Source organism: Psychrobacter cibarius (genome assembly GCF_904845955.1).
GTDB classification, from domain to species: Bacteria; Pseudomonadota; Gammaproteobacteria; order Pseudomonadales; family Moraxellaceae; genus Psychrobacter; species Psychrobacter cibarius_B.
Genome location: NZ_CAJGYX010000006.1, coordinates 140,203 through 166,473 on the forward strand (window position 1 = coordinate 140,203; position 26,271 = coordinate 166,473).

General features: G+C 44.4%; 23 protein-coding genes. 9 read left to right on the forward strand and 14 right to left on the reverse strand.

Annotated elements, in window-relative coordinates; genetic code table 11:
• Positions 1–40 precede the first annotated feature (40 nt).
• Positions 41–1,288 carry a homoserine kinase gene (locus JMV76_RS12245; RefSeq protein WP_201502878.1) on the reverse strand — a complete coding sequence of 416 codons (1,248 nt, stop codon included), beginning with the start codon at positions 1,286–1,288 and terminating at the stop codon, positions 41–43.
• 188 nt (positions 1,289–1,476) lie between these two features.
• Between JMV76_RS12245 and hisF the strand changes: the two genes are divergently transcribed.
• The 8 genes from hisF (at position 1,477) to truC (ending at position 10,369) form a co-directional block, all read left to right on the forward strand.
• Positions 1,477–2,259: an imidazole glycerol phosphate synthase subunit HisF gene (hisF, locus tag JMV76_RS12250; RefSeq protein WP_201502879.1), complete on the forward strand. Its 783-nt coding sequence runs from the start codon at positions 1,477–1,479 to the stop codon at positions 2,257–2,259.
• 176 nt (positions 2,260–2,435) lie between these two features.
• Complete coding sequence (gene ribH, locus JMV76_RS12255; protein WP_045445783.1) at positions 2,436–2,957, forward strand: 6,7-dimethyl-8-ribityllumazine synthase; 522 nt, start codon at positions 2,436–2,438, stop codon at positions 2,955–2,957.
• 221 nt (positions 2,958–3,178) lie between these two features.
• A complete protein-coding gene (gene nusB, locus JMV76_RS14910) occupies positions 3,179–4,051 on the forward strand; it encodes a transcription antitermination factor NusB (RefSeq protein ID WP_227690367.1) in 873 nt (290 codons plus the stop codon).
• A gap of 2 nt (positions 4,052–4,053) precedes the next feature.
• Positions 4,054–5,109: a thiamine-phosphate kinase gene (thiL, locus tag JMV76_RS12265; protein ID WP_201502880.1), complete on the forward strand. Its 1,056-nt coding sequence runs from the start codon at positions 4,054–4,056 to the stop codon at positions 5,107–5,109.
• A 3-nt stretch (positions 5,110–5,112) separates the two neighbouring features.
• Positions 5,113–5,691, forward strand: coding sequence for a phosphatidylglycerophosphatase A family protein (locus JMV76_RS12270; RefSeq protein WP_201502881.1), 579 nt, complete (start codon positions 5,113–5,115; stop codon positions 5,689–5,691).
• A gap of 257 nt (positions 5,692–5,948) precedes the next feature.
• Positions 5,949–7,331, forward strand: coding sequence for a bifunctional UDP-N-acetylglucosamine diphosphorylase/glucosamine-1-phosphate N-acetyltransferase GlmU (gene glmU, locus JMV76_RS12275; RefSeq protein WP_201502882.1), 1,383 nt, complete (start codon positions 5,949–5,951; stop codon positions 7,329–7,331).
• Between the two features lie 247 nt (positions 7,332–7,578).
• Entirely contained in the window at positions 7,579–9,423 is a 1,845-nt protein-coding gene (gene glmS / locus JMV76_RS12280; RefSeq protein WP_201502883.1) for a glutamine--fructose-6-phosphate transaminase (isomerizing), read from the forward strand.
• 175 nt (positions 9,424–9,598) lie between these two features.
• Positions 9,599–10,369: a tRNA pseudouridine(65) synthase TruC gene (gene truC / locus JMV76_RS12285; protein WP_201502884.1), complete on the forward strand. Its 771-nt coding sequence runs from the start codon at positions 9,599–9,601 to the stop codon at positions 10,367–10,369.
• A gap of 25 nt (positions 10,370–10,394) precedes the next feature.
• On the opposite strand, the gene JMV76_RS12290 is transcribed toward truC, so the two are convergent.
• The 12 genes from JMV76_RS12290 to JMV76_RS12345 form a co-directional block, all read right to left on the reverse strand.
• The gene (locus JMV76_RS12290; RefSeq protein ID WP_201502885.1) at positions 10,395–10,628 is read right to left on the reverse strand and encodes a hypothetical protein; all 234 of its coding nucleotides are present in this window, start codon (positions 10,626–10,628) and stop codon (positions 10,395–10,397) included.
• Between the two features lie 81 nt (positions 10,629–10,709).
• Positions 10,710–11,875 (reverse strand): IS3 family transposase gene (locus tag JMV76_RS12295; RefSeq protein WP_201502525.1). Its coding sequence is split into 2 segments (ribosomal slippage): positions 10,710–11,617 and positions 11,617–11,875, totalling 1,167 coding nucleotides; the frame shifts between segments, so codons are not numbered across the junction.
• Between the two features lie 62 nt (positions 11,876–11,937).
• The gene (locus JMV76_RS12300; RefSeq protein WP_227690369.1) at positions 11,938–12,189 is read right to left on the reverse strand and encodes an EamA family transporter; all 252 of its coding nucleotides are present in this window, start codon (positions 12,187–12,189) and stop codon (positions 11,938–11,940) included.
• Between the two features lie 634 nt (positions 12,190–12,823).
• Positions 12,824–13,657 (reverse strand): sulfite exporter TauE/SafE family protein, encoded by an 834-nt coding sequence (locus JMV76_RS12305; RefSeq protein ID WP_201502886.1) that lies wholly within the window; start codon positions 13,655–13,657, stop codon positions 12,824–12,826.
• 77 nt (positions 13,658–13,734) lie between these two features.
• Positions 13,735–14,235, reverse strand: a complete 501-nt coding sequence (locus JMV76_RS12310) for a flavin reductase (RefSeq protein WP_201502887.1) — start codon at positions 14,233–14,235, stop codon at positions 13,735–13,737.
• Between the two features lie 136 nt (positions 14,236–14,371).
• Positions 14,372–15,418 carry a methionine synthase gene (locus JMV76_RS12315; protein ID WP_201502888.1) on the reverse strand — a complete coding sequence of 349 codons (1,047 nt, stop codon included), beginning with the start codon at positions 15,416–15,418 and terminating at the stop codon, positions 14,372–14,374.
• A gap of 54 nt (positions 15,419–15,472) precedes the next feature.
• Positions 15,473–16,510, reverse strand: coding sequence for a DUF1852 domain-containing protein (locus JMV76_RS12320; protein ID WP_201502889.1), 1,038 nt, complete (start codon positions 16,508–16,510; stop codon positions 15,473–15,475).
• Positions 16,511–16,960: 450 nt separating this feature from the next.
• Positions 16,961–17,341: a transposase family protein gene (locus JMV76_RS12325; RefSeq protein ID WP_238069273.1), complete on the reverse strand. Its 381-nt coding sequence runs from the start codon at positions 17,339–17,341 to the stop codon at positions 16,961–16,963.
• Between the two features lie 11 nt (positions 17,342–17,352).
• Complete coding sequence (locus JMV76_RS12330; protein WP_201501705.1) at positions 17,353–17,793, reverse strand: transposase family protein; 441 nt, start codon at positions 17,791–17,793, stop codon at positions 17,353–17,355.
• Positions 17,794–17,839: 46 nt separating this feature from the next.
• A complete protein-coding gene (locus tag JMV76_RS12335) occupies positions 17,840–18,415 on the reverse strand; it encodes a YceI family protein (RefSeq protein WP_201502890.1) in 576 nt (191 codons plus the stop codon).
• 216 nt (positions 18,416–18,631) lie between these two features.
• Entirely contained in the window at positions 18,632–21,733 is a 3,102-nt protein-coding gene (locus tag JMV76_RS12340) for an efflux RND transporter permease subunit (protein ID WP_201502891.1), read from the reverse strand.
• Positions 21,730–23,058: an efflux RND transporter periplasmic adaptor subunit gene (locus tag JMV76_RS12345; protein ID WP_201502892.1), complete on the reverse strand. Its 1,329-nt coding sequence runs from the start codon at positions 23,056–23,058 to the stop codon at positions 21,730–21,732. The genes JMV76_RS12340 and JMV76_RS12345 overlap by 4 nt, the downstream gene beginning before the upstream one ends.
• A 462-nt stretch (positions 23,059–23,520) precedes the next feature.
• On the opposite strand from JMV76_RS12345, the gene JMV76_RS15115 reads away from it, so the two are divergent.
• Entirely contained in the window at positions 23,521–23,649 is a 129-nt protein-coding gene (locus JMV76_RS15115) for a hypothetical protein (RefSeq protein WP_265090305.1), read from the forward strand.
• Positions 23,650–23,777: 128 nt separating this feature from the next.
• Here JMV76_RS15115 and recG read toward each other — a convergent pair whose 3' ends face one another.
• Complete coding sequence (gene recG, locus JMV76_RS12350) at positions 23,778–26,144, reverse strand: ATP-dependent DNA helicase RecG (protein ID WP_227690371.1); 2,367 nt, start codon at positions 26,142–26,144, stop codon at positions 23,778–23,780.
• Positions 26,145–26,271 lie beyond the last annotated feature (127 nt).

Consider the following 26,271-nt stretch of genomic DNA (forward strand, 5'->3'; position numbering starts at 1 on the left):
TTTTAAATATTTATAAATATAACTCGTTGCTATCATTCTATTAGCAACCGAAACCTTGTGACCAATTAATTTGATTTAACGGATAAGCATCAATATTGAAACCGTTTGGATAATCTTTAAAGCCAGATTGTGATTTTAATTGCTCAATAGCAGCTTGTGCTTGTTGCTCAGTCGCAAACACACCGATTATCTTAAAATCTTCGACATCGTTATTTTTATCATCTTCTTTATAACGCGCATGCTCTAGTACAAACACGGTACTTTGCGCTTTTTCTACATGTGACCAATGATAAGCAGCAAGGCGTTTCATCAGGTCAGGATTTTTGACCATGATGTTATCGCCCGTACGACCTTCGGTACGGTTATAGTGAATAACGTTGAGACGTAATAGCCAAAAAATCACCGCCGCTTTTGCGAGCATCACTGGTAAGGCACGTTTTTCATCTTCACCGAGCATGCGTTTCGACTCATAGCCTTGCAAGAAAGCCGCCATTTTACTGCGATCAAAATTTACCGACTCGCCTTGTTCAGCCATACCCCAAGTGGTACAAAAGTCATTAATCGTAATGGCAATATCCATCACATAGTGTTCGACGCTAACTTCGGTAAAGTCTAACAACCCAGTCAGACGCGCTTCACTTTTTTGGCTATTATTTAACGATAAGTTCCATAGCGTGTTATCAGCAAACATGTCTAAATGACATAAGCCTTTTGGCAAAGTGGCAAGCGGCAAATCCGTATAAGACTGCCAAATATCACTCATCAATTTGGCTTCGTCAGCTGGCATAAACTGCATTTCACGATCGCGCACCTCGCTCCATGGGTATAAAGGCACGCCATATTCTTCCGCAGGTTGTAGTGCTTGCAATGTCTCATGCAGCATCGCTAAAGCGGCGCCAATTTCATGACACATCGCTTGTGTGGTTTGCTGTGGATGCGAGCCCGCTAGGCATGGCACTAAGGTAATTGCTTTATTGTCATAGCGTATGACATAGCATTTTTCTGCGCTATCAGCGCCTAAATCAAGCAATGATAACGGCGCGGCGACCGGTAATTTACCGTCCAATTGATTTAAGATAATCGCCATCTTTTCGATATCTTCTGGTGGACGCTCTTCAAATAAGGTAAACACATAAGAGTGTGCGCCATCTACATCGTCAGTCGTTTGAATAAACCAGTTAGAGTTTTTGATACCTTGGGTAATCGGAATGGCACGGGCGAACGATACGCCAAAACGGTGGCAAAAATCGGCAAACTGGTCATCGGTTAACTGGGTATAGACGGACATGACATCTCACTTATGGCAATTAAAAGAAGGTAAATAGGATAAATATCGACGGTAATGACAGTGATTGTACCGTGCATGAGCAAACTTTGGTTAAAAGCATAATAATCTTGCGAAAACCTGCCTGAGATGGCGGTGATTTTGCTAGACTAGCGCTTATAGAATGAATTGATTATAAGGCGAAAGTCCCTATGTTAGCAAAGCGTATCATTCCTTGTTTGGACGTTGATAATGGTCGTGTGGTCAAAGGCGTACAATTTGTCGATATTAAAGACGCAGGCGATCCTGTCGAAGTAGCGAAACGCTACAACGAACAAGGCGCTGACGAAATTACTTTTTTGGACATTACTGCGACCAATGACGAGCGCGATACCACCTATCATACCGTTGAGCGTATGGCGGAGACGGTATTTGTTCCGCTGACAGTTGGTGGTGGCGTGCGTAAGATTGCGGATATCCGCAACTTACTCAATGCAGGTGCGGATAAAGTAGCGATCAATTCTGCAGCGGTATTTACCCCTGAATTCGTTGGTGAAGCCGCACAGAAATTCGGTAATCAATGTATTGTCGTTGCTATCGACGCCAAACGCGTTGCAGATATCGACGTTGATGGCATCATCATGCCGCGTTGGGAAATTTTTACCCATGGTGGTCGTAAACCAACAGGTATTGATGCTGTGGCTTGGGCGAGCAAAATGGCTGAGCTTGGCGCTGGCGAATTACTCGTCACCTCGATGGACGGCGATGGCACCAAAAAAGGCTATGACTTGGCCCTGATGAAGCAAATTACTAACCGCGTTAATGTGCCCGTTATTGCCTCAGGTGGCGTCGGCAATTTGCAACATTTAGCCGAAGGGGTGTTAGAAGGTGGCGTCGATGCCGTCCTTGCTGCCAGCATCTTCCATTTTGGTGAGTATACGGTTCAAGAAGCCAAAGCGTATATGGCAGCGCAAGGCATACAAATGCGTCTATAGTACGCTCGTAAAGTACAAATAAAACAGAAAAAAATGTTATCATAGCGCTAACCACTTATTTTCGTTCATTTAACTGATTATCTAACGGATAATAAGCCATTTGAACCTAGCGATATATTTAGCGCATTATTTATGCCTACATTTTAATTAAAAGCCCATTCGGCAAAGGATTTTTTATGTCAAATCTACAACAGCAGCGCAATGACGTGACTCACATCGATGGTAATTTACATCAAAACAAAGACGTTCGTATTGGTATCGTCGTCGGTCGTTTTAATGGTTTTGTGGTTGAATCATTGGTAGATGGCGCAATTGACGCGCTACTACGTCACGGTGTATTAGGTAGCAACATTACCGTTATCCGCGTACCTGGTGCTTTTGAATTGCCATTGGTTGCCCAACGTGCCGCTGAGTCTGATCGCTTTGACGCCATCGTTGCTTTAGGTGCGATTATCCGTGGTAGCACGCCGCATTTTGATTTCGTTGCAAGCGAATCTGCAAAAGGCTTAAGCGCGGTAGCGATGGATTACAACATTCCAGTCGCAAACGGCGTATTGACCACTGATAGTATTGAGCAAGCGATTGAGCGTGCTGGCACGAAAGCGGGTAACAAAGGCTCAGAAGCGGCGATGGTTGTACTAGAAATGCTTGCGGTACTATCACAGTTAGATATTGAAGATGACAGTGAAGATGCTTAATCAAGCCGTCATTTGATAGGCTGTTTGTTATTTAATGAGCGCTGTGGTTCTTATGAGCTTTCGTTTTTATCGAGACCACAGCGTCAGTGTTACAAAGACTGTTACCAAGTACGCTACAAAACTCGACTGGCAAAGCCTGCCAGCTAACTACTATTTAACATTTTATTTTAAAACTTTTATCTTAAAAACTTTTTATCTTAGCAACTAGGTATAGACCCCCTATGACTGACCAACTCAAGCGCGCTATCAGCGCTGCGAAAACCGCCCAAACCAATGATAAACAAGCTGAAGCCACGCGCATCGCGAGCAGCAGTGCGGGTGATCAAATCTTCGATATGAGTGAGTCTTCTTACAAGACCAGTCACACCGCTATCCGTAAAGCGCGACGCTTCGCGATGCAAGGTCTATACGAATGGCTCGTCACTGACCGCCGCTTCGATATCGATGGTAAGCTTGGCTGGAAAGACAATGCCCCACATGATATCGCCGCTCGTACACGCGCGACCAATGCCATGCATACCGTACATATTGGCTATTATCATGAAATGATGCGTGACATCCCGGAGCAAATCGAGGCGCTAGATGTCCTTATCTCTCAGCATCTTGACCGTGAAATCGATAAATTGGATACCGTTGAACACGCTATTCTTTTAATTGGTGCTTACGAGCTACAAAACCGCTTAGAGATTCCTTATAAAGTGGTACTTGATGAAGCGATGAAGCTGAATAATCATTTTGGCGCTACTGACGCGCATAAATTGATTAATGCCGTCCTTGATAAAATGGCGGTAGAGCTACGTGCTATTGAAGTAGAAGCAGATAGCAAAGCCAATTTACGCACCTCACAAAAAGCGGCTGCTAAACCTATAATAAAAGCGGATAGCAATGCTGACGATAACGCCGATATAGAAGATAGTGCTGATACAGCTGCCATTGAAGAAAAATCAACCGCTTCAAACAAGCCTCGTATTAGTGCCAATAATGCTACCGTCAAACGCAATAGTGCTAGTAAAGCTACTGCCAATATTAGTGACTTTAAAGCGAGCAAAAAAGCGATTGAAACAGACCGCACTGATGCAGACAGCAAAGACTAATCATGAATGAGTTTGAGCTGATTGAGCGTATATTCTCCCAAATACAAGCTGCACAGTCATTGTCTAGCATTGTCGACAAAGGCATTGTCGACAAAGGCAGTTTTGAAAAAGGCATTGGTGATGATGCGGCGGTGATGAGCTTGCCTGCAGGCGCACGCTTGGTCAGCTGTATTGATACGCTGGTTCAAGGTCGACATTTTAGCGCTGACTGGGAGCAAGTAAATAAGCTTGCATTTACCATCGGTTATAAAGCCGTGGCAGTGAACGTCTCAGATATTGCCGCTATGGGTGCAACTCCGCATAGTATTCTACTGGCATTAGCCTTACCTCAGCGCTTGGCAAATGAGCACTGGTTAAGTGAATTTGCTAAAGGCTTATTTCATGCTTGCCAGCTATTTGGGGTGACGCTGATTGGTGGTGATACCACGCGCAGCGACAATTTAGTGCTGAGTGTCAGCGCGCAAGGGTTACTCACCAAAGAGACGCTAGCCGTCTACCGTTCAGGCGCGCAAGTTGGCGACAAACTTTATGTCTCAGGGTCGCTTGGAGATGCCGCTTATGCGCTACAGCATCCTGATACTGCTATCGGTATTGAGCTTGCGCATCGCCTACATATGCCAACGCCACGTATTGCACTGGGTTCAGCATTGGCAAAAATCGGTGCGACGGCGATGATAGATATCTCTGATGGTCTGTATCAAGACATTGGACATATCTGCCAACAAAGCAGCGTTAGTATGCGCATTCATCTTGATCAGCTACCTACTAGCAAAGCATTGGCAAACGCTGAGTTAACCGAGCGCTTGTTGTGCCAGCTGACTGGCGGTGATGATTATGAATTGGCTTTTACTTTGCCTGCTCATATTGAACCACCTGTTAATGACAGTAGCAACACGCCTGTTACCTGTATCGGCGAAGTCATAACCGTAAATGAGCCAGATGCTACCAAGAGTTTACGACCAGAGCTTTTTTATCAAGGACAGCCAATCACACCTACCCATCCCGCCCCCTTTACTACTTGGCCCAATCTGACGGGTTACCAACATTTTGCAGGTTAAGCCATGATTGATCACAACCTATCTAAGCCTGATATCCGTAAAGCCAATGACTGCCCGCCGCTACCCGCCAATGCCAGTATGCTTGACCGCGTAGTTTATTGGCTTGGGTTAGGTTTAGGTAGTGGTCTGCCTCGCCGTGCACCCGGTACTTGGGGCACGGTTGGTGGCTTAATCGTCGCGATACCATTGCTAAGCTTAGGATTCGTGCCATTTTTGATTATTACCATTCTCTCTTGTGTGATTGGTAGTTGGATATGCGGTCGTACCTCAGAGCTAATGGGTGGTCATGATAACCCGCATATCGTCTGGGATGAATGGGCAGGCATGTGGCTTACTCTACTGCCGCTGTCTTATATGGGTATCGCTGACGGTAATTTTTGGCAAAATATCGCTCAAACCTCTTCTATTGTTGCCATTATTATCGCCTTTATATTGTTCCGCTTTTTTGACATTATTAAGCCACCACCGATTGGCTGGGCAGATAAAAAAGTCGCAGGCGGCCTAGGTATCATGCTTGATGATATCATCGCAGGTATCATGGCAGCAGCCGTTTGGATCATTATTTATATCACCATCCTTTAATTGTTAAATTAGCCTCGCTTTTATATAAGCGACGGTCTTTCATAACCGATTGTCGTTTATAGTCCAGCATTTTTTTAACTCTCCCACTTTTTTAGTAATGCGTTTGTGACGATAGCCAATTTATCAGCAAGCCACCAGTAAATGGTAAGCCCATGACAAGCAACGTAAGTTACAAAGATGTCACGACATAGCGTTTTAGTTAAATGACAGTTTGCGCTATAATTCTAAATTATATTTTGTTACATTTGTAGGCTATTATGACATCTCCTCTTTCGGTAATTATCCTCGCTGCGGGCAAAGGCACGCGTATGCAGTCGGCCAAGCCAAAAGTACTACAGACATTGGCTGGTAAATCGTTATTGGGTCATGTCCTTGATACGTGTCATCAATTAACGGTTGACGACACTATTATTGTTCATGGTTTTGGTGGCGAGCAAGTCCAAGCAGATATCAATGCTCAATATGCGCATCTGCCTATTACTTGGGTTGCTCAGACTGAGCAATTAGGTACTGGACATGCGGTTAAAGTGACCCTGTCGGAATTACCCAAAGAAGGGCAAAGCCTGATTCTCTATGGTGATGTGCCATTAGTCAGCTGCCAGACATTAGCAACGCTACAAGCGGCTAACACCGAGGGCATGTCGATGTTGACGTTGACCGTAGACAATCCTTTTGGTCTCGGTCGTATCAAACGTGACAAAGACGGCAACATCGAAGCCATCGTCGAGCAAAAAGATGCCAGCGCCGATGAGCAAAAAATCCAAGAGATTAATAGCGGTATTTACTGCGTCGATAATGCGTTATTACATAAATACCTGCCAAAGCTGTCTAATGACAATGCGCAGCAAGAATACTACCTGACGGATATTGTCAAAATGGCAGTCGCTGAAGGCATTAATATTGTCGCGATTGAGCCTGAGCATACCTTTGAGATTGAAGGCGTCAATAACCGCCAACAACTTGCTAGCTTAGAGCGCACGTGGCAAGGCAAACTGGTTGCCGACCTGCAAGAAGCCGGTGTACAGTTCGCTGATCCAAGTCGCGTTGATATTCGCGGTACCTTGACTGCAGGTCAAGACGTGTTTGTCGATGTGGGTGTGGTATTCGAGGGTGATTGTGTCTTAGGTGACAATGTTTATATCGAAGCGGGCTGTGTCATCAAAAATGCCCACATTGGTAATGCCTGTCATATCAAACCTTACTGCGTGATTGATCGCGCTGAGATTGGGGCAGGTGTTGATGTTGGTCCTTTTGCCCATCTGCGTCCTGAAACGGTATTGGCTGACAATAGTAAAGTTGGTAATTTCGTCGAAATTAAGAAATCGACTATCGGTCATGGCAGCAAAGTCAATCACTTGAGTTATATCGGTGATGCGACCATTGGTACAGATGTCAATGTCGGTGCAGGCGTCATTACTTGTAATTATGATGGTGTCAATAAATCACAAACCATTATTGAAGACAATGCCTTCATTGGCTCGAATTCAAGTTTAGTGGCACCTGTGACTATTGGTAATACCGCTACGGTTGCCGCAGGCTCAGTGATTACTAAAGACGTCGACAGTAAAGCATTAGCCTTTGGACGGGCACGACAAACTCAGAAAAACGACTTTCAGCGTCCGACCAAAAAGTCAAAATAGCAATGGTCAATCACCAGCATTTTGACTAATGTCTATTGAAGTAATACTAAGCAGCATGACAATTTTTGTGATGCTGCTTCCTTATATTTATAACGTCAAAATTGTTAGTATAAAAGCTCTGCCAGTATGAACTTCTATTATTTATTGACTGAACATTATCGCCTCTCAAAGTATTTGAGCGGTTAAGCATTGAAACATTGAAGCTTTTAAAAATCAAAACACGAAACATCGAATTTAAGGAATAGTTATGTGTGGAATCGTTGGAGCAGTCGCTGAGCGTAATATCGCTAATATCTTACTTGAGGGTCTTAAGCGTCTAGAATACCGTGGTTATGATTCTGCCGGTCTAACCGTCATTCGTGATGGCGAACTCCATCGCGAGCGCCAAGTGGGTAAAGTTCAAGCATTGGTCGATGCTGTGGCAGTTAATCCTGAATTTTTCGATGGTCACATTGGTATTGCGCATACACGTTGGGCAACCCATGGCGAGCCGGCACAGCGTAATGCCCATCCGCACGTATCAGGCAAGATTGCTGTGGTACATAACGGTATCGTTGAAAACTATGCCGAATTAAAAGAAGAATTGATTGCTAAAGGTTACGTATTTACGTCGCAGACCGATACCGAAGTCGTCGCTCATCTAATCAATGATATCTACAAAACCACACCTGATTTACTAGAGGCGGTTCGTGCCGTTATTCCGTTATTACATGGCGCATTTGCCCTTGGTATTCTACATATCGACTGCCCAGAAGAGTTGATTACTGTTCGTTTGGGCTCTCCACTGGTGATTGGTGTGGGTATCGGTGAGAATTTTATTGCTTCTGATCAATTAGCCTTACTACCGGTCACCAATCGATTTATGTATCTAGAAGAAGGTGATATCGCCAAATTGACGCGCAGTAGCATTCAGGTTTATGCCGATGGTGTCGAAGTAAAACGTCAGATACATGAAATTGATGCGGCACAGCACAATGCGGATAAAGGCGAGTTTAAGCATTATATGCTCAAAGAAATCTATGAGCAGCCAGACGCGGTCGCCCGTACTGTTGAGATGGCTGTAGATAGCGATGAGCCGTCTAAACTGCGTGATGATTTTTTACAGCGTCATGAAGCGCAATTAAAAGGCATTAAGCATGTCCAAGTCATCGCTTGTGGTACCAGTTACCACTCAGGCTTGGTCGCAAAATATTGGTTTGAGAGCCTTATTCGTGTGCCTTGTTCCGTTGAAGTCGCTAGTGAATTTCGCTATCGCAATCCTGTCGTCATCGACAACACACTCGTCATTTGTATTTCTCAATCTGGCGAAACGGCAGACACGTTATCGGCGCTACGTGATATTCAAAAGCACACGCCAGCAGGTCTAGTTAGCTTAGCATTATGCAACGTACCGACATCGTCTCTGGTACGTGAGACGGATATCTTTTTACCAACGCTTGCTGGTCCCGAGATTGGTGTTGCTTCTACCAAAGCATTCACCACTCAGCTCGCCGCTTTAATGCTATTGGTCTTAAAAGTGGGTGTCGTTCAGGAGCGCATGACTGGCGAAAACCTGAGTACCTTGCTTGGTCAATTACAAGAGCTACGTGGTCAACTACATGCCAGCTTAAACCTCGATGCGCCTATTAAAGCCATGAGTGAGCATTTTGAGTATAAAAAGAGCTGCTTGTTCTTAGGTCGAGGTCTACAATTCCCGATCGCTCTAGAAGGCGCGTTAAAGCTGAAAGAAATCTCTTATATCCACGCTGAAGGCTATGCGGCAGGTGAGCTCAAGCATGGACCATTGGCCTTGGTCGATAAAGACATGCCCATCGTCGTACTAGCGCCAAAAGACAGCATGTTTGATAAGCTAAAAGCCAACATGCAAGAAGTACACGCGCGTCATGGTGAGCTGTTCGTTTTTGCCAGTGAATCTAGTCAAATGGTCGCAGAAGACAGATTACATGTGGTCTATGTGCCCGATGTGTGCGAGACGCTTGCCCCTATCGTCTATAGCGTACCCGTACAGCTGTTGTCATATCATGTCGCCGTAATGCGCGGTACTGATGTCGATCAGCCACGTAACCTTGCTAAATCAGTGACTGTTGAGTAATATAAGCATTTGATTTTATTATCAATAAATTTATTTTTGCACCGAGTCCTTCGCTATCTGGTACGAATAAGATAGCGAAGGATTTTTTTGTGAATAACGAATAGAAAAATGTCAGTAATTTATATAATTCAATCACTTATATAATTACTGTATCTACAGTATGGACAATGAGAACATGGATATCGAAAGCGGCACCGCCAATCAAATCACTAATCAAATAGAAATAATCTATGAAGATGAATTTCTGGTGGCAATTAATAAAGAGGCTGGTCTATTGGTGCATCGCAGTTGGCTGGATAAGGGCGAGACGCGCTTTGCCATGCAACTCACCCGTGATGCGGTAGGTTGTCATGTATTTCCAGTGCATCGGTTAGACAAGCCTACGTCAGGCGTATTATTGTTTGCCAAGAGCTCAGCCGTGGCGCGCAGCCTTGGCGAGGTTTTTACTGAACACAAAGTTACCAAGCAGTATTTAGCCGTGGTGCGCGGCTATATGTCAGAACAAGGCACCGTTGATTATGCGTTGAGCTTTCAACCCGATGCCATCGCCGATAAGTTTGCCGATTTGGACAAACCCGATCAAGAGGCGGTGACCCATTGGCAAAGTTTGGCACAAATCGAGTTACCATTTGCCGTATCAAAAAAGCATGACACGAGCCGCTATAGTCTTGTGCGCTTGACACCCGAGACTGGGCGTAAGCATCAGCTGCGTCGGCACATGCGACATGTATTCCATCATATCGTGGGTGATACCAGCCACGGCGATATACGTCACACACGATTTTTTCGTACTCACTATGATTGTACGCGCATGCTACTGCATGCTCAAACGTTAGCACTAAGCCACCCGGTTACTGGTGAGCCATTATTACTAAAAGCTAAATTAGATGACCAATGGATGCGTATCTTAGAAGAGTTTTCTTGGGTAGACAGCGCTAAAGTTTAAACAGAGTAAGGTTTATCTTAGATAGTCATATCAAAGAAGTCGACATACTGATGCTAGATATGAAGGTTCGGTACCCTAGTAAGGACTTGAACCTTCGGCTATGAGCGTTTGGATTTTTATTTTTATTTACCGTAAGCGCTGTTATAGGAATAAGAGCAGCTAACATCATATTGGCTGGCGCTTTCTTCCCAGTTTCATTTTTATATTCGCTAGCAACAACCCCGACAATATCAATATCATTGCCAGCATCTTCCACCATGTCACGACCTCTCCTGTAAGCAGCACTGAGGTTGTTGACCCCTGCCGTCAAATCCGTACAGTTAAACTTGGGAGATTTTAGTTACGCCGCTTGACGATAATAGTCAAACCACACCTGTCTTGGCGATTTATAGCCTAAACCCTTTTGAATTCTCGTTTGGTTGTAGTACAACTCGATATATCTAATGATATCGGTAATAGCGGCAAATCTGGTCTTATAGTCCTGATGATATACCAGCTCATTCTTTAATACACCCCAGAAGCTCTCTATGGGTGCGTTGTCATAACAATTACCTTTGCCACTCATTGAGCCTATAAACTGATGCTGTTTAATAATCTTATGATACGCATGGCTACAATACTGACTGCCTCTGTCAGAGTGAACAATTAGTCCCTTGCTTGGTCTCTTATTCTTAATTGCCATGTTCAATGCTTTGCAAACTAAGTCAGCGGTCATACGTTTGTTGATGGCATAGCCAACCAGCTCTTTGGTATACAAGTCTTTAACGCCTGCTAAGTACAGCCAGCCCTCGGTTGTCCAGATATAGGTGATATCACTGACCCATGCTTCGTTAGGGCGGTTGACGTCAAACTGCTGATCGAGCACGTTGTCATAGACCAGCTTGTTGTGGTTTGAGTCGGTAGTAACTTTAAAACGCTTATGACGACGGCATTTGATACCGTGTTCTTCCTTGATGCTTCTGACCATGTATGGGCTGATATCATATCCTTGCTCATTTAGATGCGCATGCAGACGCTCAAAGCCGTAGCGCTCCTTTGTTTCACTGTGTGCCGCTTTGATTAGTAGCTCAGACTGGTTACGATGTATCTGCTGAGCGCTGATGTCACGACCCAGCCAGTCGTAGTAACTTGAGGGTCTAATATGTAGTACACGGCACATGCTACTGATGCGAAAGAGTTGCTGGTTGTCTTTAACAAAGGCGTACTTTACTAGCTGTGTTTGGCGAAGTACGCCGTCGCCTTTTTTAGAATTTCGCGCTCCTCTTCGGCAACTTTCAGCTGTCGCTTGAGGCGCTTATTCTCTTCTAGCACGGCCATTAGCTGTGGGTCATATTGCTCAGTCCCTGCAAGCTTGCCTTGAGTGGCTTTGTTTTGCCAGTTAGATAGCGTTTGCATGGCTATGCCAAGCTGCTTTGCAGTCGCTGAAACATTACCCTTATTGTCTGCTATCTTCTTAATAGCTTCGGCTTTAAATTCATCGCTGTAGGTTCTTACTTTCTTGACCATGGTAAACTCCTCTTTGAGTCGTTAGTTTACCAAGTTTAATTGTACGGTTTCTTCAGCATAGCTCATAGTGCCGTCAACCCTACCGATGCCCCTAAATGCATGGCAGTAAAGACAAAAGCATACTGCATGACAAACGTACCGATAGCATAGATAAGTAATGTACGGTTAAATTTAGGCGGTTTTAGAAAAAAAACCAGTGGCACAGCGGTAAAGAAAAAACGCAGGGCGGTGAGCATTAGCGGTGGAAAGCTTTCAAGTCCCCATGCAATAAAGGTAAAGTTTACACCCCAAATAAAAGTAACCAGTACAGCCAATGCAGTATATATATAGGAGTCATGTAGTTGGCCTAGGAAGTTATGGCTGGTTATTATATTTAAAAATTTTATGACAATCTCGTATTAACCATAGGATGCTTTTAGAGAGTGAGCACTACACTTACACACAATAGAACGGCAATGAGCATTAATGTTGCACCGCCTATTTTTGTAATTAACTATAGGTTATCTTGAGCTTTCCATAGATACCGACTGGCTAAAGCAAATGCTTCTGCGTAGCAAAAATGGATCAGTAAGACCAAGAGGCAAAAAGCTGAAGCTAAAATTAGAAATTGAGAAAGATAGGCTTGCTCAGTATCGATAAATTGCGGAAATACAGCCATAAAAATAAGATAAGTTTTGGGTTAAAAAGAGAGGTTAGCAAACCTTCTTTGAACAACCTACCAGCACTTGTACTGCTAACCTCTAAGTTGCTATCAGACTCTAGGACAAATGATTTTCTCTTTCCAAAGATCATTCTGAAAAACAAAAGAGTATACCCCAACAGAACCCAGATACTTCACCCTTTAGACCCATTAATAGACCACCTAAAACAGACTGATATAAGAGAACCACTCAAAATAGACTTTTGAACGACCTAAACGTTGCAGTGTAAACGCGCTAATATAAAGACTTAAACCAGCCCCTTATAAAGGAAATAGCACCCCACAACCGTTAATAACAACGCAAAGCACTTCTTTAAAAGCTCTGGTGATAGTATATGAGCAACTTTCGCGCCTAGCTTGGCGGTAAAAAAGCTCATGATGCTGATCCCTAAAAAGGCATAAATATGCACAAAGCCAATGGTGTTAGGCACATCAATTCGTTGCTGCATCCCAAAAAATATAAAACCTAATGCCCCAGCTATGGCAATCGGCAGACCACAAGCAGCTGAGGTGCCAACGGCTTTTTGCATGACTACACCATAACGCGTGAGATAAGGCACGGTTAAGCTACCGCCGCCAATACCGAAAATGGCAGAAGCGATACCGATAACCCCACCTGCTGCTAATTGCCTAGGTTTTGAAGGCAGTTGTGTATTAGCATCGTCGGCACTACTAGAATTGGTAGCAGGATTAGCTACCTGTTTTTTCCCACCGAAAAACATCTTGTAGGCGACCCAAAGCAAAAATACGCCAACAATGAGCTGAAGGTACAGCCCAGATATCTGCCCTGCAATCCCTGCCCCTAAAAAGCAACCAATCGCTAAGCCTGGTGCCAGATTTTTGAAGACAGGCCACATGACTGCGCCTTTTTTATTGTGTGCCATGAGCGAGCTGATAGAGGTGACAATGATGGTCGCCAATGAAGTACCTAATGCCAAATGCATGATATTGTCAGGGCTGTAACCCATTTGCGTAAAGACGATAAATAATAATGGCACGATAATTGTGCCACCGCCTACACCAAATAGCCCCGCAGCAAATCCTGCTAGCGCGCCTATAATTAAAAAAACGATTAATTCCACGGGATATTTACTTCTTATGTAGAGTTAGTACGATGGTTATTTTAGTTCAGTGACAATCAATCAGTTAAAAAGCCAACTTAAGCGATTTCTACTTGATCCACTTGACCAACCCGAGAATAGGCACGATTAAAATACACCAAACTCTCCTCTTGCTCACTTTGTCTAATGGCGACCACCCGGCACATGAAAACACTGTGCGTGCCCACTTGCTGAATGTCCTCAATCTCACAATCAAAACTGACCAACGCATCTTCTAAAACGGGAGCGCCTGTTTTGAGTTGTGACCAAGAGCCGTATTCAAATCGCTCTTGTGAACTCAATTTGGAGGCAAAAGCGTTAGATATTGATTCGTGCTGTGCGCCTAAAACATTGACACTTAATATTTTATTTTCAATAAAATGAGCATGTGAGCGAGACGTCTGATTCATGCAAACCAGCAAGGTTGGCGGTGTATCGGTGACGCTACACACCGCAGATGCGGTAAATCCATGAGTACCAGCGCTGCCTTCTGTGGTAATAACATTGACCGCTGTTGTTAACAAAGACATACCATCTCTAAAATCGGTGGCTTCAATCATGACTTAACTCCTAAATTTTAAATCTTTAAGTTCATTGATAACTGAGGTCACTCATGAGTTTAAACAAGCTAGTATAGACGGGGTTAAAAACCCAACCTATAAAAGCTAAATTTTGTATCAGTTTATTCAATGAACCCTAAGCGGTCAGTTCTTGACGCACGATTGCTGCGCCTGCACTTAACGCTTGCAGCTTACCTCGTGCCACTTGGCGCGATAGTGGTGCCATACCGCAGTTGGTTGAAGGATACAGCTTATCCGCATCGACGAATTGCAAGGCTTTACGTAGTGTATTGGCCACTTCTTCAGGGGTTTCAATAGTATTGGTTGCCACGTCAATGGCACCAATCATCACTTTTTTACCGCGGATCAATTCAATTAAATCCATGGGTACATGTGAGTTTTGGCATTCTAAAGAGACAATATCGATATTCGACTGCTGCAACTTAGGAAAGGCTTGCTCATATTGACGCCACTCTGAACCCAGTGTCTTTTTCCAATCGGTATTGGCTTTGATGCCATAGCCGTAGCAGATATGCACCGCCGTCTCACACTTTAGACCTTCAATGGCACGCTCTAACGTGGCAATACCCCAGTCGTTGACGTCATCAAAGAACACATTGAAGGCAGGCTCATCGAATTGGATAATATCCACCCCAGCCGCCTCTAACTCTCTCGCTTCTTGATTTAAGATTTTAGCAAATTCCCACGCCAATTTTTCACGGCTTTTATAATGACCATCATATAAGGTATCAATCATGGTCATCGGACCAGGCAGTGCCCATTTGATCGGCTGATCGGTTTGCGCACGTAAAAACTTAGCATCATCAACAAATACAGGCTTTTGACGGCTTACCGCGCCCACAACTGACGGCACACTGGCATCATAACGATTACGAATGCGCACGGTCTCGCGCTTCTCAAAATCGACGCCATCCAAATGTTCAATAAAGGTGGTCACAAAGTGCTGACGAGTCTGCTCGCCATCACTGACAATATCGATGCCTGCATGCACTTGCTCTTGCAATGTCAAACGTAGTGCATCTTGTTTGGCTTCAAGCAGTTGCGCGCCTTCTAATGCCCAAGGTGACCAGATTTTTTCAGGTTCTGCAAGCCAAGAAGGTTTCGGTAAGCTGCCAGCCGTTGACGTCGGTAATAACTTTTGTGTCGGTAATAATATTGTCATACGATTCATCTTCTTATTAATTTGTATTTTACTTTTCGGCTACATTTATATTGGCTATGCTGCGGCTTTTTTTACGGCTTCTTTTTGAACAATGCTGCTTGTCACATCATAGCTTGCTGCCCACTCATTAAGAATGGTTTGGTATGGCTTGATGAACTGCTCTTCGGTGAACTTACCTTGTGTCAATGCCATCTGGCTGCGTTCTTCACGGTCATACACAATTTGAGTTAACGAATAATCTTGGTACTTCAAACTCGGTTGATACACTTGACCCGCTGCCGAATTGGCATTATAAATTTCAGGTCGGTAGATTTTTTGAAAAGTCTCCATGGTACTAATCGCACTGATCAGCTCAAGATCGGTATAATCGCTCAGCAAGTCACCCGCAAAATAAAATGCTAATGGCGCGGCGCTACCCGTAGGCATAAAGTAGCGAACGGTTAAGCCCATTTTGGAAAAGTACTCATCGGTTAGTGATCCTTTGTTCAAAGAGCAGCCATCTTGTTTGTATTCAACGCCCAATACAGGGTGCTGATTGGTCGTACGTTGATAGGTTTTACTGGTGGAAACACTCAAGCAAATCACAGGCTTTTTAGTGAAATTAGCTTGGTAAGCTTCTGAATTCAATAAATACTGAAACAGCTTGCCGTGTAAGTCACCGAAATCTACTGGTGGCACAGATGATGGATGTTTATCGAAATGGTCTAATAAGACGACGCTAAAGTCATAATCGCGCACATAAGATGAGAAACTATTACCAATCATACCGTCAATACGGGTGTTCTCTTTATGATCCACAATCGTTGTTTGCAGCATCTCGATGATAGGGAAAGTATCGCCATTTCCTGCAACATCCATATCGACAGAAATAATATCAACCTCAACAGAATAACGATCTGCGGTGGAATTATCCCAATGTGCCAATGCATTAAAACGATTATTGATCATTCTTAATGTTTTGCTTAAGTTCTCTTGACGATGCTCGCCACGCGCCAGATTCGCAAAGTTCGTCGTCAGACGCGTGCTATTTGCAGGATGATAGTTTTCATCAAAACGAATGCGCTTAATGGCACAGCTAAATTCTTTACTCATGATAATCCGCTACCCTAATCTACTCTCATTATTTGAGATAAAACCAAATTTGTGTATGAGGTGAATCATACCTAAACTATTACAAGAATAAAAACGATACTATTTAAATATAAGATGAATATAATTCATGTTAATGAAATTATGGTATGACATGAGATTGGATAGCGGAGACTTTACGACTTACTCGATAGGAGCATTCAGCAAAAAATAAGCCTGTAGAAAAATGAGCTACGCTAAAGAAAGCATAAAGAAAATTTCGATAAACTAACTAACGAATCTAAGGGTTCTCTCATTAAAAAAGCCGAGACTTATTTTCTAAGTCTCAGCCTTTTTTTTGATAATATAAATAGAAAATTACTTTCTATTGATTGTGTTAGCGCTTTGCAGCTTCAATCTGAATATTTAGCTGAACTTTTTCAGTAATACCCAATAATAGACCTCTTGCAAAAGTCAGATATTAAGCTCAAGATTTACCAGTCCTGCGAACAGCTTCATTCTTAAATCATAACGTTGACGTCGATTACGGTAGCGTTCAGCCACAATTTTGAATAGCTTAATCAGCCCTATTTTATGCTCAACCAGAATACGACATTTTGCCAAATATTGATTGGCCTGTTTGCAAAGCGCTAGCAACTCACCGCCTTTTGGTTTCTTAAAGGGGATAAAGGTCTGATCGTGTAGCTTGGCTATACCTTGATAACCGCTGTCTGCTAGATAGCTGGTGTTTTTAGGCAGCCAATCAGGACAAGTTTGTTTATAAAGACTAAAGTCATGTACTGAACCGTTGCAGGTTTGCACATCCAATATCAGTCCTGTTTGCCAATGTACGATGACTTGCGCTTTTAAGGTATGTTGTTTCTTTTTTCCACTGTAGTACTGTTTTTGGTTTTTTTTGGCCGTTCAATGGGCGTTTCGGTGGCATCAATGATGACTGCTGACCAATTGATATCCTCAGGCTTACCGTGTGGCAGTTTTCGTGGCAAATCAAATCTGCCTGAGTGGATAAGGATGTCTTCTACTCTTCTGACAATGCGACTGGCAGAGGACTCATGAACGTTGAAGTCCACACCAATATGATAAAGGGTTCGGTATTCACGCCAATAGGTCAGTGCGAGTAAAATCTGCGCCTCTAAGCTAAGTTCACTTGGACGACCTGATTTGGTCTTGGAAGCTTCATGCTCTTGCATGGCTTCTAGCATTTTCTCAAAAGTGGCTTTGTGGATGCCAGTATAACGTTTAAAACCTGCATCGCTCTGTTCAAGTAGTTTGGCTATATTTGGCATATCTTTTAAATATTTAGGGTTCAGTTATAGTCTTTGAGTCTTGAAACTACTTTTGCAAGAGGTCTAATGTATATTTGCTAATGCCCCATTTCGTTCGATCAATGGTCGTTGTGAAATCCCCACCGCAAACTGGCTTTTTCAATATTGGGTTTAGGTAGCAATTGAACTTGCTGGCCGTTAGCGTAATGGGATTAGTCTTGCCATGTAGTGTCAACATACCATCAACTTTGCTGACATTTGAACCACTACCATCAGTCGTAAAATACCATTTGGTAGACTCAAATTGCGCCAGTGGAAACTGCTCAATATCAAAAAAATCTGCGCTTTTTAGTGTGATATCAAATGCTGTATTGCCTGTATTTAGGCTATTCAGAGGAATTACTAGCGAGATATTACCGGTCTTAGCTGCTGGGTCATAATCTAGCTGCCCAGTAATATTATAAAAGCCACCTGTGTTGGTAGAGGTATTAAAATGGTCAATAGCAAAGCGTACATTGGTATGAGTGGGGTCGATATCGTAAGTCCTCGCCTGACTGCTGGCGATACCCAACATGCTTATGCTTAAGGCTAGTAGCGGCTTTCGAGAGGACAGTATGACTGTCGAGAGGGATATTTGATTCATAGTAACACTCCTTTGCTGTATAAATGATAGAGCCATCACATCCTTTGTGACTGTGCTCTTGTGATTGTGCTCTTATAATTGCTCTCTTATAATTGCTCTCTTATATAATGACAACAAGCCCATACTTAATCAATCAGTATGGGCTTGTCTGTTTTAAACATAGCATTCTCACTGCTAACGCTATGGTCATAAGTATGATCAAATAAATCCATTAAATCATACTTTACTATCTGTCGTTGTCTGCTCTTTGCCACTAGGTACGAGCCATTTAGCAAACCATCCTGACAAATCATCCATTAAAGTATAAACCACGGGAATCACCACAAGGCTTAATAACGTCGAAGTCACCAGACCACCCAATACCGCAGCGGCCATCGGACGACGGAAGGTTGGATCGGCATCACCCCAACCGAAGACTAAGGGCAACATCCCCGCGCCCATCGCAATGGTGGTCATAATAATAGGACGCGCCCGCTTGCGGCAAGCATCGATAATAGCCTCAAAACGCGCCAAACCTCGACGCTGTGCAATCAGTGCATAATCGACTAATAAGATAGAGTTTTTGGTGGCAATACCCATTAGCATAATAAAGCCGATCATCGACGGCATAGAAAGACTGCTATTGGTAATAACCAAGCCTACAAAAGCGCCGCCTATCGATAAAGGCAATGCCATCAAAATGGTGAAAGGCTGCAATATACGCCCAAACAATAGAATAAGTACGCCTAAAATACAAACCACACCGACCGACATCGCAATCACAAAACCGCTGAATAGCTCAGCCATGTTTTCTGCTTGACCTTGGTCAATAATGGTAATGGAAGGCGGTAGTTGTTGCATGGCAGGTACTGATTTAACCGCTTGTACCAAGTCTCCAAGCTCGCCACTCGCAGGTTGCACCGTGATACTGATGGCGCGTTCTCGATCGAGCCTGCTAATCTGCGCAGGCCCAGTGCCAAAGTCCAATGACGCGACTTCACCCACACGTACACCCTGTCCTGCGGGTAACGAGCTCGGTACATATAGACCTTCTAATTGACTGACATTTTGCTTGGCAACATCTGGTAGACGAATGACGATAGGAATCTGCCGCGTATCCAAATTGAGCTTGGATAAACGCTGCTCATAGTCACCCACCGTCGCCACTCGTAACGTCGTAGCGATGTCTTGCGTGGTCACCCCTTTATCCGCCATCGCCAGTCTGTCTGGCGTCACCGTTAACTCTTGACGCGGCAAACTGCGGTCACTGGTCACGGAGCCAGCACTGGGCAGCCCTCGAATCTCTGACATGATTTGCTGAGCGGTTTGTTCAAGCAATTGCGGATTGGTACTGGTCATAGAGAAGTTATAACCACTCTCTCCACCACTCGACAAACCGACGGTAAAGCGCGCACCTGGCACTTCTGCCAACAAACTACTTATTTGACGTTCAATCTCTTGCTTAGAGCCGCGCTCTGCACGTGGTGCTAGCACGATGTCTAGACCTGCTATATTTTCGGCTTTGCCACCACTAGAGTTTGAGTCCATGCTAGCCTGAGCCTCACCGACTGAGGTAAAAATATTGGTGACTTCAGGCATTGCTAAAATACGCTCACTTGCCAGCGCAGCAACCCGCTCTGTGTCTTCCAGCGCAACGTCAGGTGTCAACTCAATCGCCACACGAGTTTGGTCAATGTCATTATCAGGAATAAACGATGTTGGTAGTAATTTGACAAGCATCAGTGACGCCACGAATAACACTAAAGTTGCACCCATCGTTAGCCAGCGATGATGCAGTGTCCATGCCACTATTTTGAGATACCAACCCATCAGCGCGCTTTGCTTCTCAACGTGTTTTTTCTCTGGTCGCAATATATACGCTGCCATCATCGGTGTGATAAGACGCGCGACCATCAAAGACGCAAAAATCGATAATGCAGCTGTCCAGCCAAACTGACGAAAAAACTGTCCAACGATACCGCCCATAAAGGCGGTGGGTAAAAACACAGCAATCAAAGTAAAGGTGGTCGCGACTACCGCCAAGCCAATCTCGTCAGCCGCTTCCATCGCTGCTTCATACGGTGTCTTGCCCATGCGTAAATGCCGTATGATATTTTCGACCTCGACGATCGCATCATCGACCAATACACCGATCACTAACGACAATGCCAACAAAGATATAATATTGAGGCTGAAGCCAAATAAGTACATACCTAAAAAGGTGGGAATCACTGATAATGGCAAGGCGACAGCAGCAACTATAGTCGCCCGAATATTGCGCAAAAATAAGAATACGACGACGACTGCTAACAGACCACCTTCGATCAGCATCCGTAAAGAAGCTTGATAATCTTCAGCGATGGGCGTTGCCCGATCATAGACCTTTTCAATAGTGATATTACCTACATCGGCTGACAGCTTGGCAAGCTCTGCATCAACCAGCTCCATGACCTCAACTTCACTGGCACCACGCGAACGGGTGATATTAAATGCCACCACCGTTTGCCCGTCAAGCTTAGCAATAGAGCTTGGGTCAGCCGCGCCATCTGTGATTTGTGCCATACGTCCAAGCGCTTGCGTGCCGCCTACTGGGATTGCCACTTGTAAATCATTGAGCTCACTTGCCCGCTCCACCGCACCAAGGACACGTATCGTCTGGGTGGTTTTGCCCACTTCTGCTTCACCACCAGAGCTGTCCTGCTGAATACCCGTGATTTGATTGGATAGTTGTGTGATAGAGAGCTTAAGACCACTCAAGGTAATCGGGTCAGCTGCGACGGTAATCTCACGCTGCAAACCACCAATACGGCTAACCGTACTGACACCCGGTATGTCAGAAAGACGCTTGGTGACCGTATCATCGACGAACCAAGACAAGTCTTCCACATTCATGTTTTCAGAAGCCACAGAATAAGTGACAACGGGGAATCCTGCGGTTGAAACTTTAGTAATAATAGGGTCATTGGCAGCGGCAGGCAAATCGCCGCGTACCTCGCCTACTGCCGAGCGCACATCATCGACCGCTTCCTGAATATCCTTTTCTAACACAAACTCTGTGACCATGGTGGCAGCACCCGTTTGTAACGTGGTGCGAATATGCTTGATGCCCTCAATACTGGTGAGCTTGTTTTCTATCTTTTTTGCGATGTCGTTTTCGAGCTGTGATGGCGCGGCACCCGGTAAAGTCACCGTGACCACGACTGCAGGTAAGTCAATATCAGGAAACTGCTGCACCTTCATTTTCATAAAGCCATAAATACCGCCTAACGTCAGTAGTATAAATAGCAAAATGGCAACTAAAGGATTTTTTATCGAGTAAGCAGAAACATTTAAACTCATGGTTGTGCCTGCGCTGCTGTACTCGTTTGGCTAACACCATCAACGATACGCACCAAATCTCCATCATTTAAAAAGCTACCGCCTTGTTTGACAATTTGACTGTCACTAGGCAATGGCTCTAGCACTGCCACGTTTTCGCCAAGTCGCTCGCCCAATGTCACTCGTTGTTGCTTGATACGACCCATGGCCTGACCATCTTGAGTGGTCACATTGGTTACTAGCATCACATAATCATAGCCATCGTTGCTGACGATAGCGCTATTGGGCACCGTTTGCGTACTGGCACTGCCTAATAGGAACTCACCCGTTTGATACATACCTGCCCGTACTTTTGCATTGGCTGCCAAGCTCGCATAGATGGTAATCTGCCGGTTGTTGTCCGCCGTTGGTGCTATACGGCTCACTTTCCCCATTACCGTATCACCATCTGGTAAGCTCACCCGTACTGGCGTCCCGACACTGACTTCACCGACAAGCTTGGGATCAATATCTGCACGCCATTCCAAAATACCACCTTTAATGATAGTAAATAATGGCTCGCCACCAGCAACCATACCGACCTCCGCCATTTTCTCGCTGATGACACCGCTGACTGGTGCGACCACTGTTGCATTATCTACACTCAAGCGCTGAGTGCTCAGACGCGCTTTGGAGGCTTGTAGCGCAGCCTGTGCTTGAAGTTTTGCAGTGCGATAGCGATCGGCTTCTTGCCTACTAATGGCATCTATCTCAATCAATGGCAGGACACGAGCGGCATCAGCGCTGGCATTGGCAAGCGTCGCTTCTGCTTCGGCAACATCTGCCTCTGCTTGCAAAACTTGCTGATCCATAGCATCGGTGTCAAATATCGCCAATACTTGACCGGCTTTGACGCGATCACCTTCTTCGACCAATATACGCTCGATAGCCACGCCATTGACTTTAGCACTGACATTCGCCGTATCTTTGGCATCAATGGTGCCATCAGCACTGAGTGTGTTACCAATATCATCTTGGCTTGGGCTGACCGTTTCTACTGATAATACCGCCTGCTCAGTGCTCGTAGCGCTTGCAGTGGCACCATCACTTGAAGTACGACTAGAAACTGGCGATTCATCGGTCACGGCTTTATCACTACCGCCCCAATACTTTCCAAGTAGCACACCAATGATAAGCACGGCTACCAATACGGGTAACAACCATAATGGTAATTTTGAAGCGGTTTTTTTAGACAAAGTATCAGACTGGCGATACGGTGGTAGCTCAGATGGTTGAGGTGGCTCAATGTTGGTTTCTTGCTCGCTAGTCGGTGCTTGCTTATTATTAGGGTGTTCAAAATCACTCATAGTCGGTCTCTATAAATAAGCACGGTACTAACGCCGTAAAAAGTATAAGGGAAACAAAATGATACAGGCAGAGCTTATCAAAATAGTCTTTTATCATTGTAGACTATCTCGTAATCGGGTCAATTATGTTAAGTATCTACATAGTCAATTGTTGATAGTCATCAAGACATTGAACTTAATAAAGATATTAGTAGCAAAGATTATAAAGTGAACGATAAGTAAAGACAAAAGACAGCGTATTCCCAGTTCATTGCATAAGTCTTCTTCACACAAAATCCCTTGCTTAAAACTTATTCACCCAATGAAAAAATATGTTGTCATATTAAATGAATTAAGATGCGACCATTATAGTTGGAACCATCACTCGTAAAAACTAATGATACATACGCCCTACAGTTTAGACTTGTATTTACGGGGTAATTTGTCATTATTAAGATAAATCTACTAATAAAGGAATCCATCATGGCTAATAAATCAGAGGTAAAAAAGCTTAAGCAAGAAATTAAAGACACCAAAGCAAAAATTAAGCAGAAAAAGAAAGACCTCAAAGATCTTAAGAAGTCATTGAAAAAGTCGAAAAAAGCCAAATAGCATTGTTTCGAGATGATGGCTTTACGTCAAAAAACAGAAGAGGATAGCGTTGGCTGTCCTCTTTTTTACCATTAATTTAGCCATTTTCAGCCCATTTAGACGATAGTCGATTGAATTGAGGAGACGCCCTAGGCATTGGTATAACGACTCGCCTCAGGCATCCAGCGGTGAATCAGTTGGCTGACATCTGCCTTGCGCGTAGGATCTGCAATTAGATGTTTGGCTAAACGCTGAGCAATGGCAAACAGCTGCTCGTCACGTATCAGATCAGCCAAATAATAACCAACATTACCCGTTTGACGTTTGCCTAATAACTCACCGGGACCACGCAGTTCCAAATCTTTTTGGGCAATGACAAAACCATCAGTGCTATCACGCAGGACATTTAAGCGCTCTGTACCAGTTTCTGATAATGGCTTTTGGTATAACAGTACGCAATAGCTTTTGGTTGAGCCACGCCCGACTCGCCCGCGCAGCTGATGTAATTGCGATAGACCTAATCGTTCGGCATTTTCGATGACCATTAACGACGCATTAGGGACATCGACCCCAACTTCAATGACCGTTGTGGCAATCAGCAAGTCCAAATTGCCAGCTTTAAATGCTTGCATGATGGCTTGTTTGTCAACGGATTTCATCTTGCCATGGACAAGACCAATGCGAATATTCAAGCGCTCATTTAAATCTTCATAAGTGGCTTCAGCGGCTTGCGCATCTAGCACACTAGATGCTTCGACCAACGAGCAAACCCAGTACGCTTGCCTACCCGCTTCACAATTAACCGCAATCCTCTCAATGACTTCATCGCGTCGATTACGGTCAATGGTCACCGTAGTAATTGGCGTACGCCCCGGTGGCAATTCATCAATGATAGAGGTATCCATATCACCATAAACGCTCATTGCGAGCGTGCGCGGAATTGGTGTAGCGGTCATAATCAGCTGATGCGGCGTGCTATTCGCCACACCTTTATTGGTCAGTGCCATACGCTGCTCAACACCAAAGCGATGCTGTTCATCGATAATAACTAAGCCCAATTTGGCAAACTGTACCTGCTCTTGAAACAGTGCATGAGTACCGACCACGATTTGCACCGTATTTTCTGCGACTGCTTCCAATGCTTCGCGGCGCTGCTTCGCCGTTTGTTTCCCAGCAAGCCAGCCAACACCGATACCTAACGGTTCAAACCATTGTTTGAAATTGACCAAATGCTGCTCTGCTAAAATTTCTGTGGGTGCCATAACAGCCACTTGCCAACCACTATCAAGCGCATAACCCGCTGCACCCGCTGCGACCAGAGTCTTGCCCGCGCCAACATCGCCCTGCACCAACCGCAACATCGGGATGGACGTTGCCATATCAGCCGTAATATCTTTCATGACTCGTTGCTGGGCACCCGTTAAATCAAATGGTAATGCGGCAAACAACTGATCAGTCAATGGACTTTGCGTGGCACATTTGGGCGCTTTATGCTGATGCAGTTGCTGACGACGATATAACAAGCTGAGCTGATGGGCGGTTAATTCTTCAATAATTAAACGCTGGCATGCTGCATGAGTACGGGCACTTAACTGGGTGAGTAGCTGATATTGTCGTCCTGCGTCGGTATAAGTCGGCGGCGTATGCAGTAATACTAAGGCTTCAAATATCGTCAGATTATAGACGTTGTTATTAACTGTTCTATTAGCGACTGTATGGATATCACTGTTTGTATTATTATTGGCATCATAGACATTGGCTTTATTGACACTACTAACGCCATGACCAGTCGTATTATCTGGCACACTACGCGCCAGTGTCGAGAATATATCTTCTGGATACTCTGCCTCTGTTATCGGTATTTTAGCCGGTTCAAAAGGTGCTAATGGCAAGTCAGCCACGACTGCAAAATCTGTAGGAGCAAACAGCGTCATTGGTAAGCCTTCACTGCGAACCGTCTGTAATGCCAGCTTAATTAAGGTACGCAGCTTATTTTGATGTAAGCCTTTAACACTTGGATAAATGGGCTGCAAACCAGTATTTACTACCGTCTCATTACTACTGATAATTTGATATTCAGGATGGTGGATTTGCTTACCATAACGACTCACTTTCACTTCGCCAAACAATTGCAGCTGTGTCCCTAAGCTCATGGTTTGTGCAAGACCACGATAAACCTTAAAAAACCGTAGCGATATGGTGCCCGTATCATCATCTACCACGACCGTCATACCGCTGCGCTTGGTATCGACGTGTACCACACGCCCAGTAATCAACGCAGACTGCCCGTGCCCCACCTCTGCTATAGACAGCAGTCGGCTACGATCTTCATAATCACGTGGCAGATGCAGTAATAAATCAAATATTCGTTTAATATTCAATTGCGCCAACTGTTCTGCGACTTTTAATCCCACACCCGCCAGTGCCGTCACTGGCATATCTAGCGCTGAGAGTGGCAGCTCAGACCTAAAATGGTCTGTTGGGCTAGTTAAAGAAGCGTTCACTGATACTGACATCAAAGATCCTAACGATATTATTTTTAGTTTTCATATACTCATTCAAGTATTTTCAATATACCGTAGATGATGACAGTTTTTATAAAACAGCTGTCATAAACATGACACATCAAAACACCGACTCATT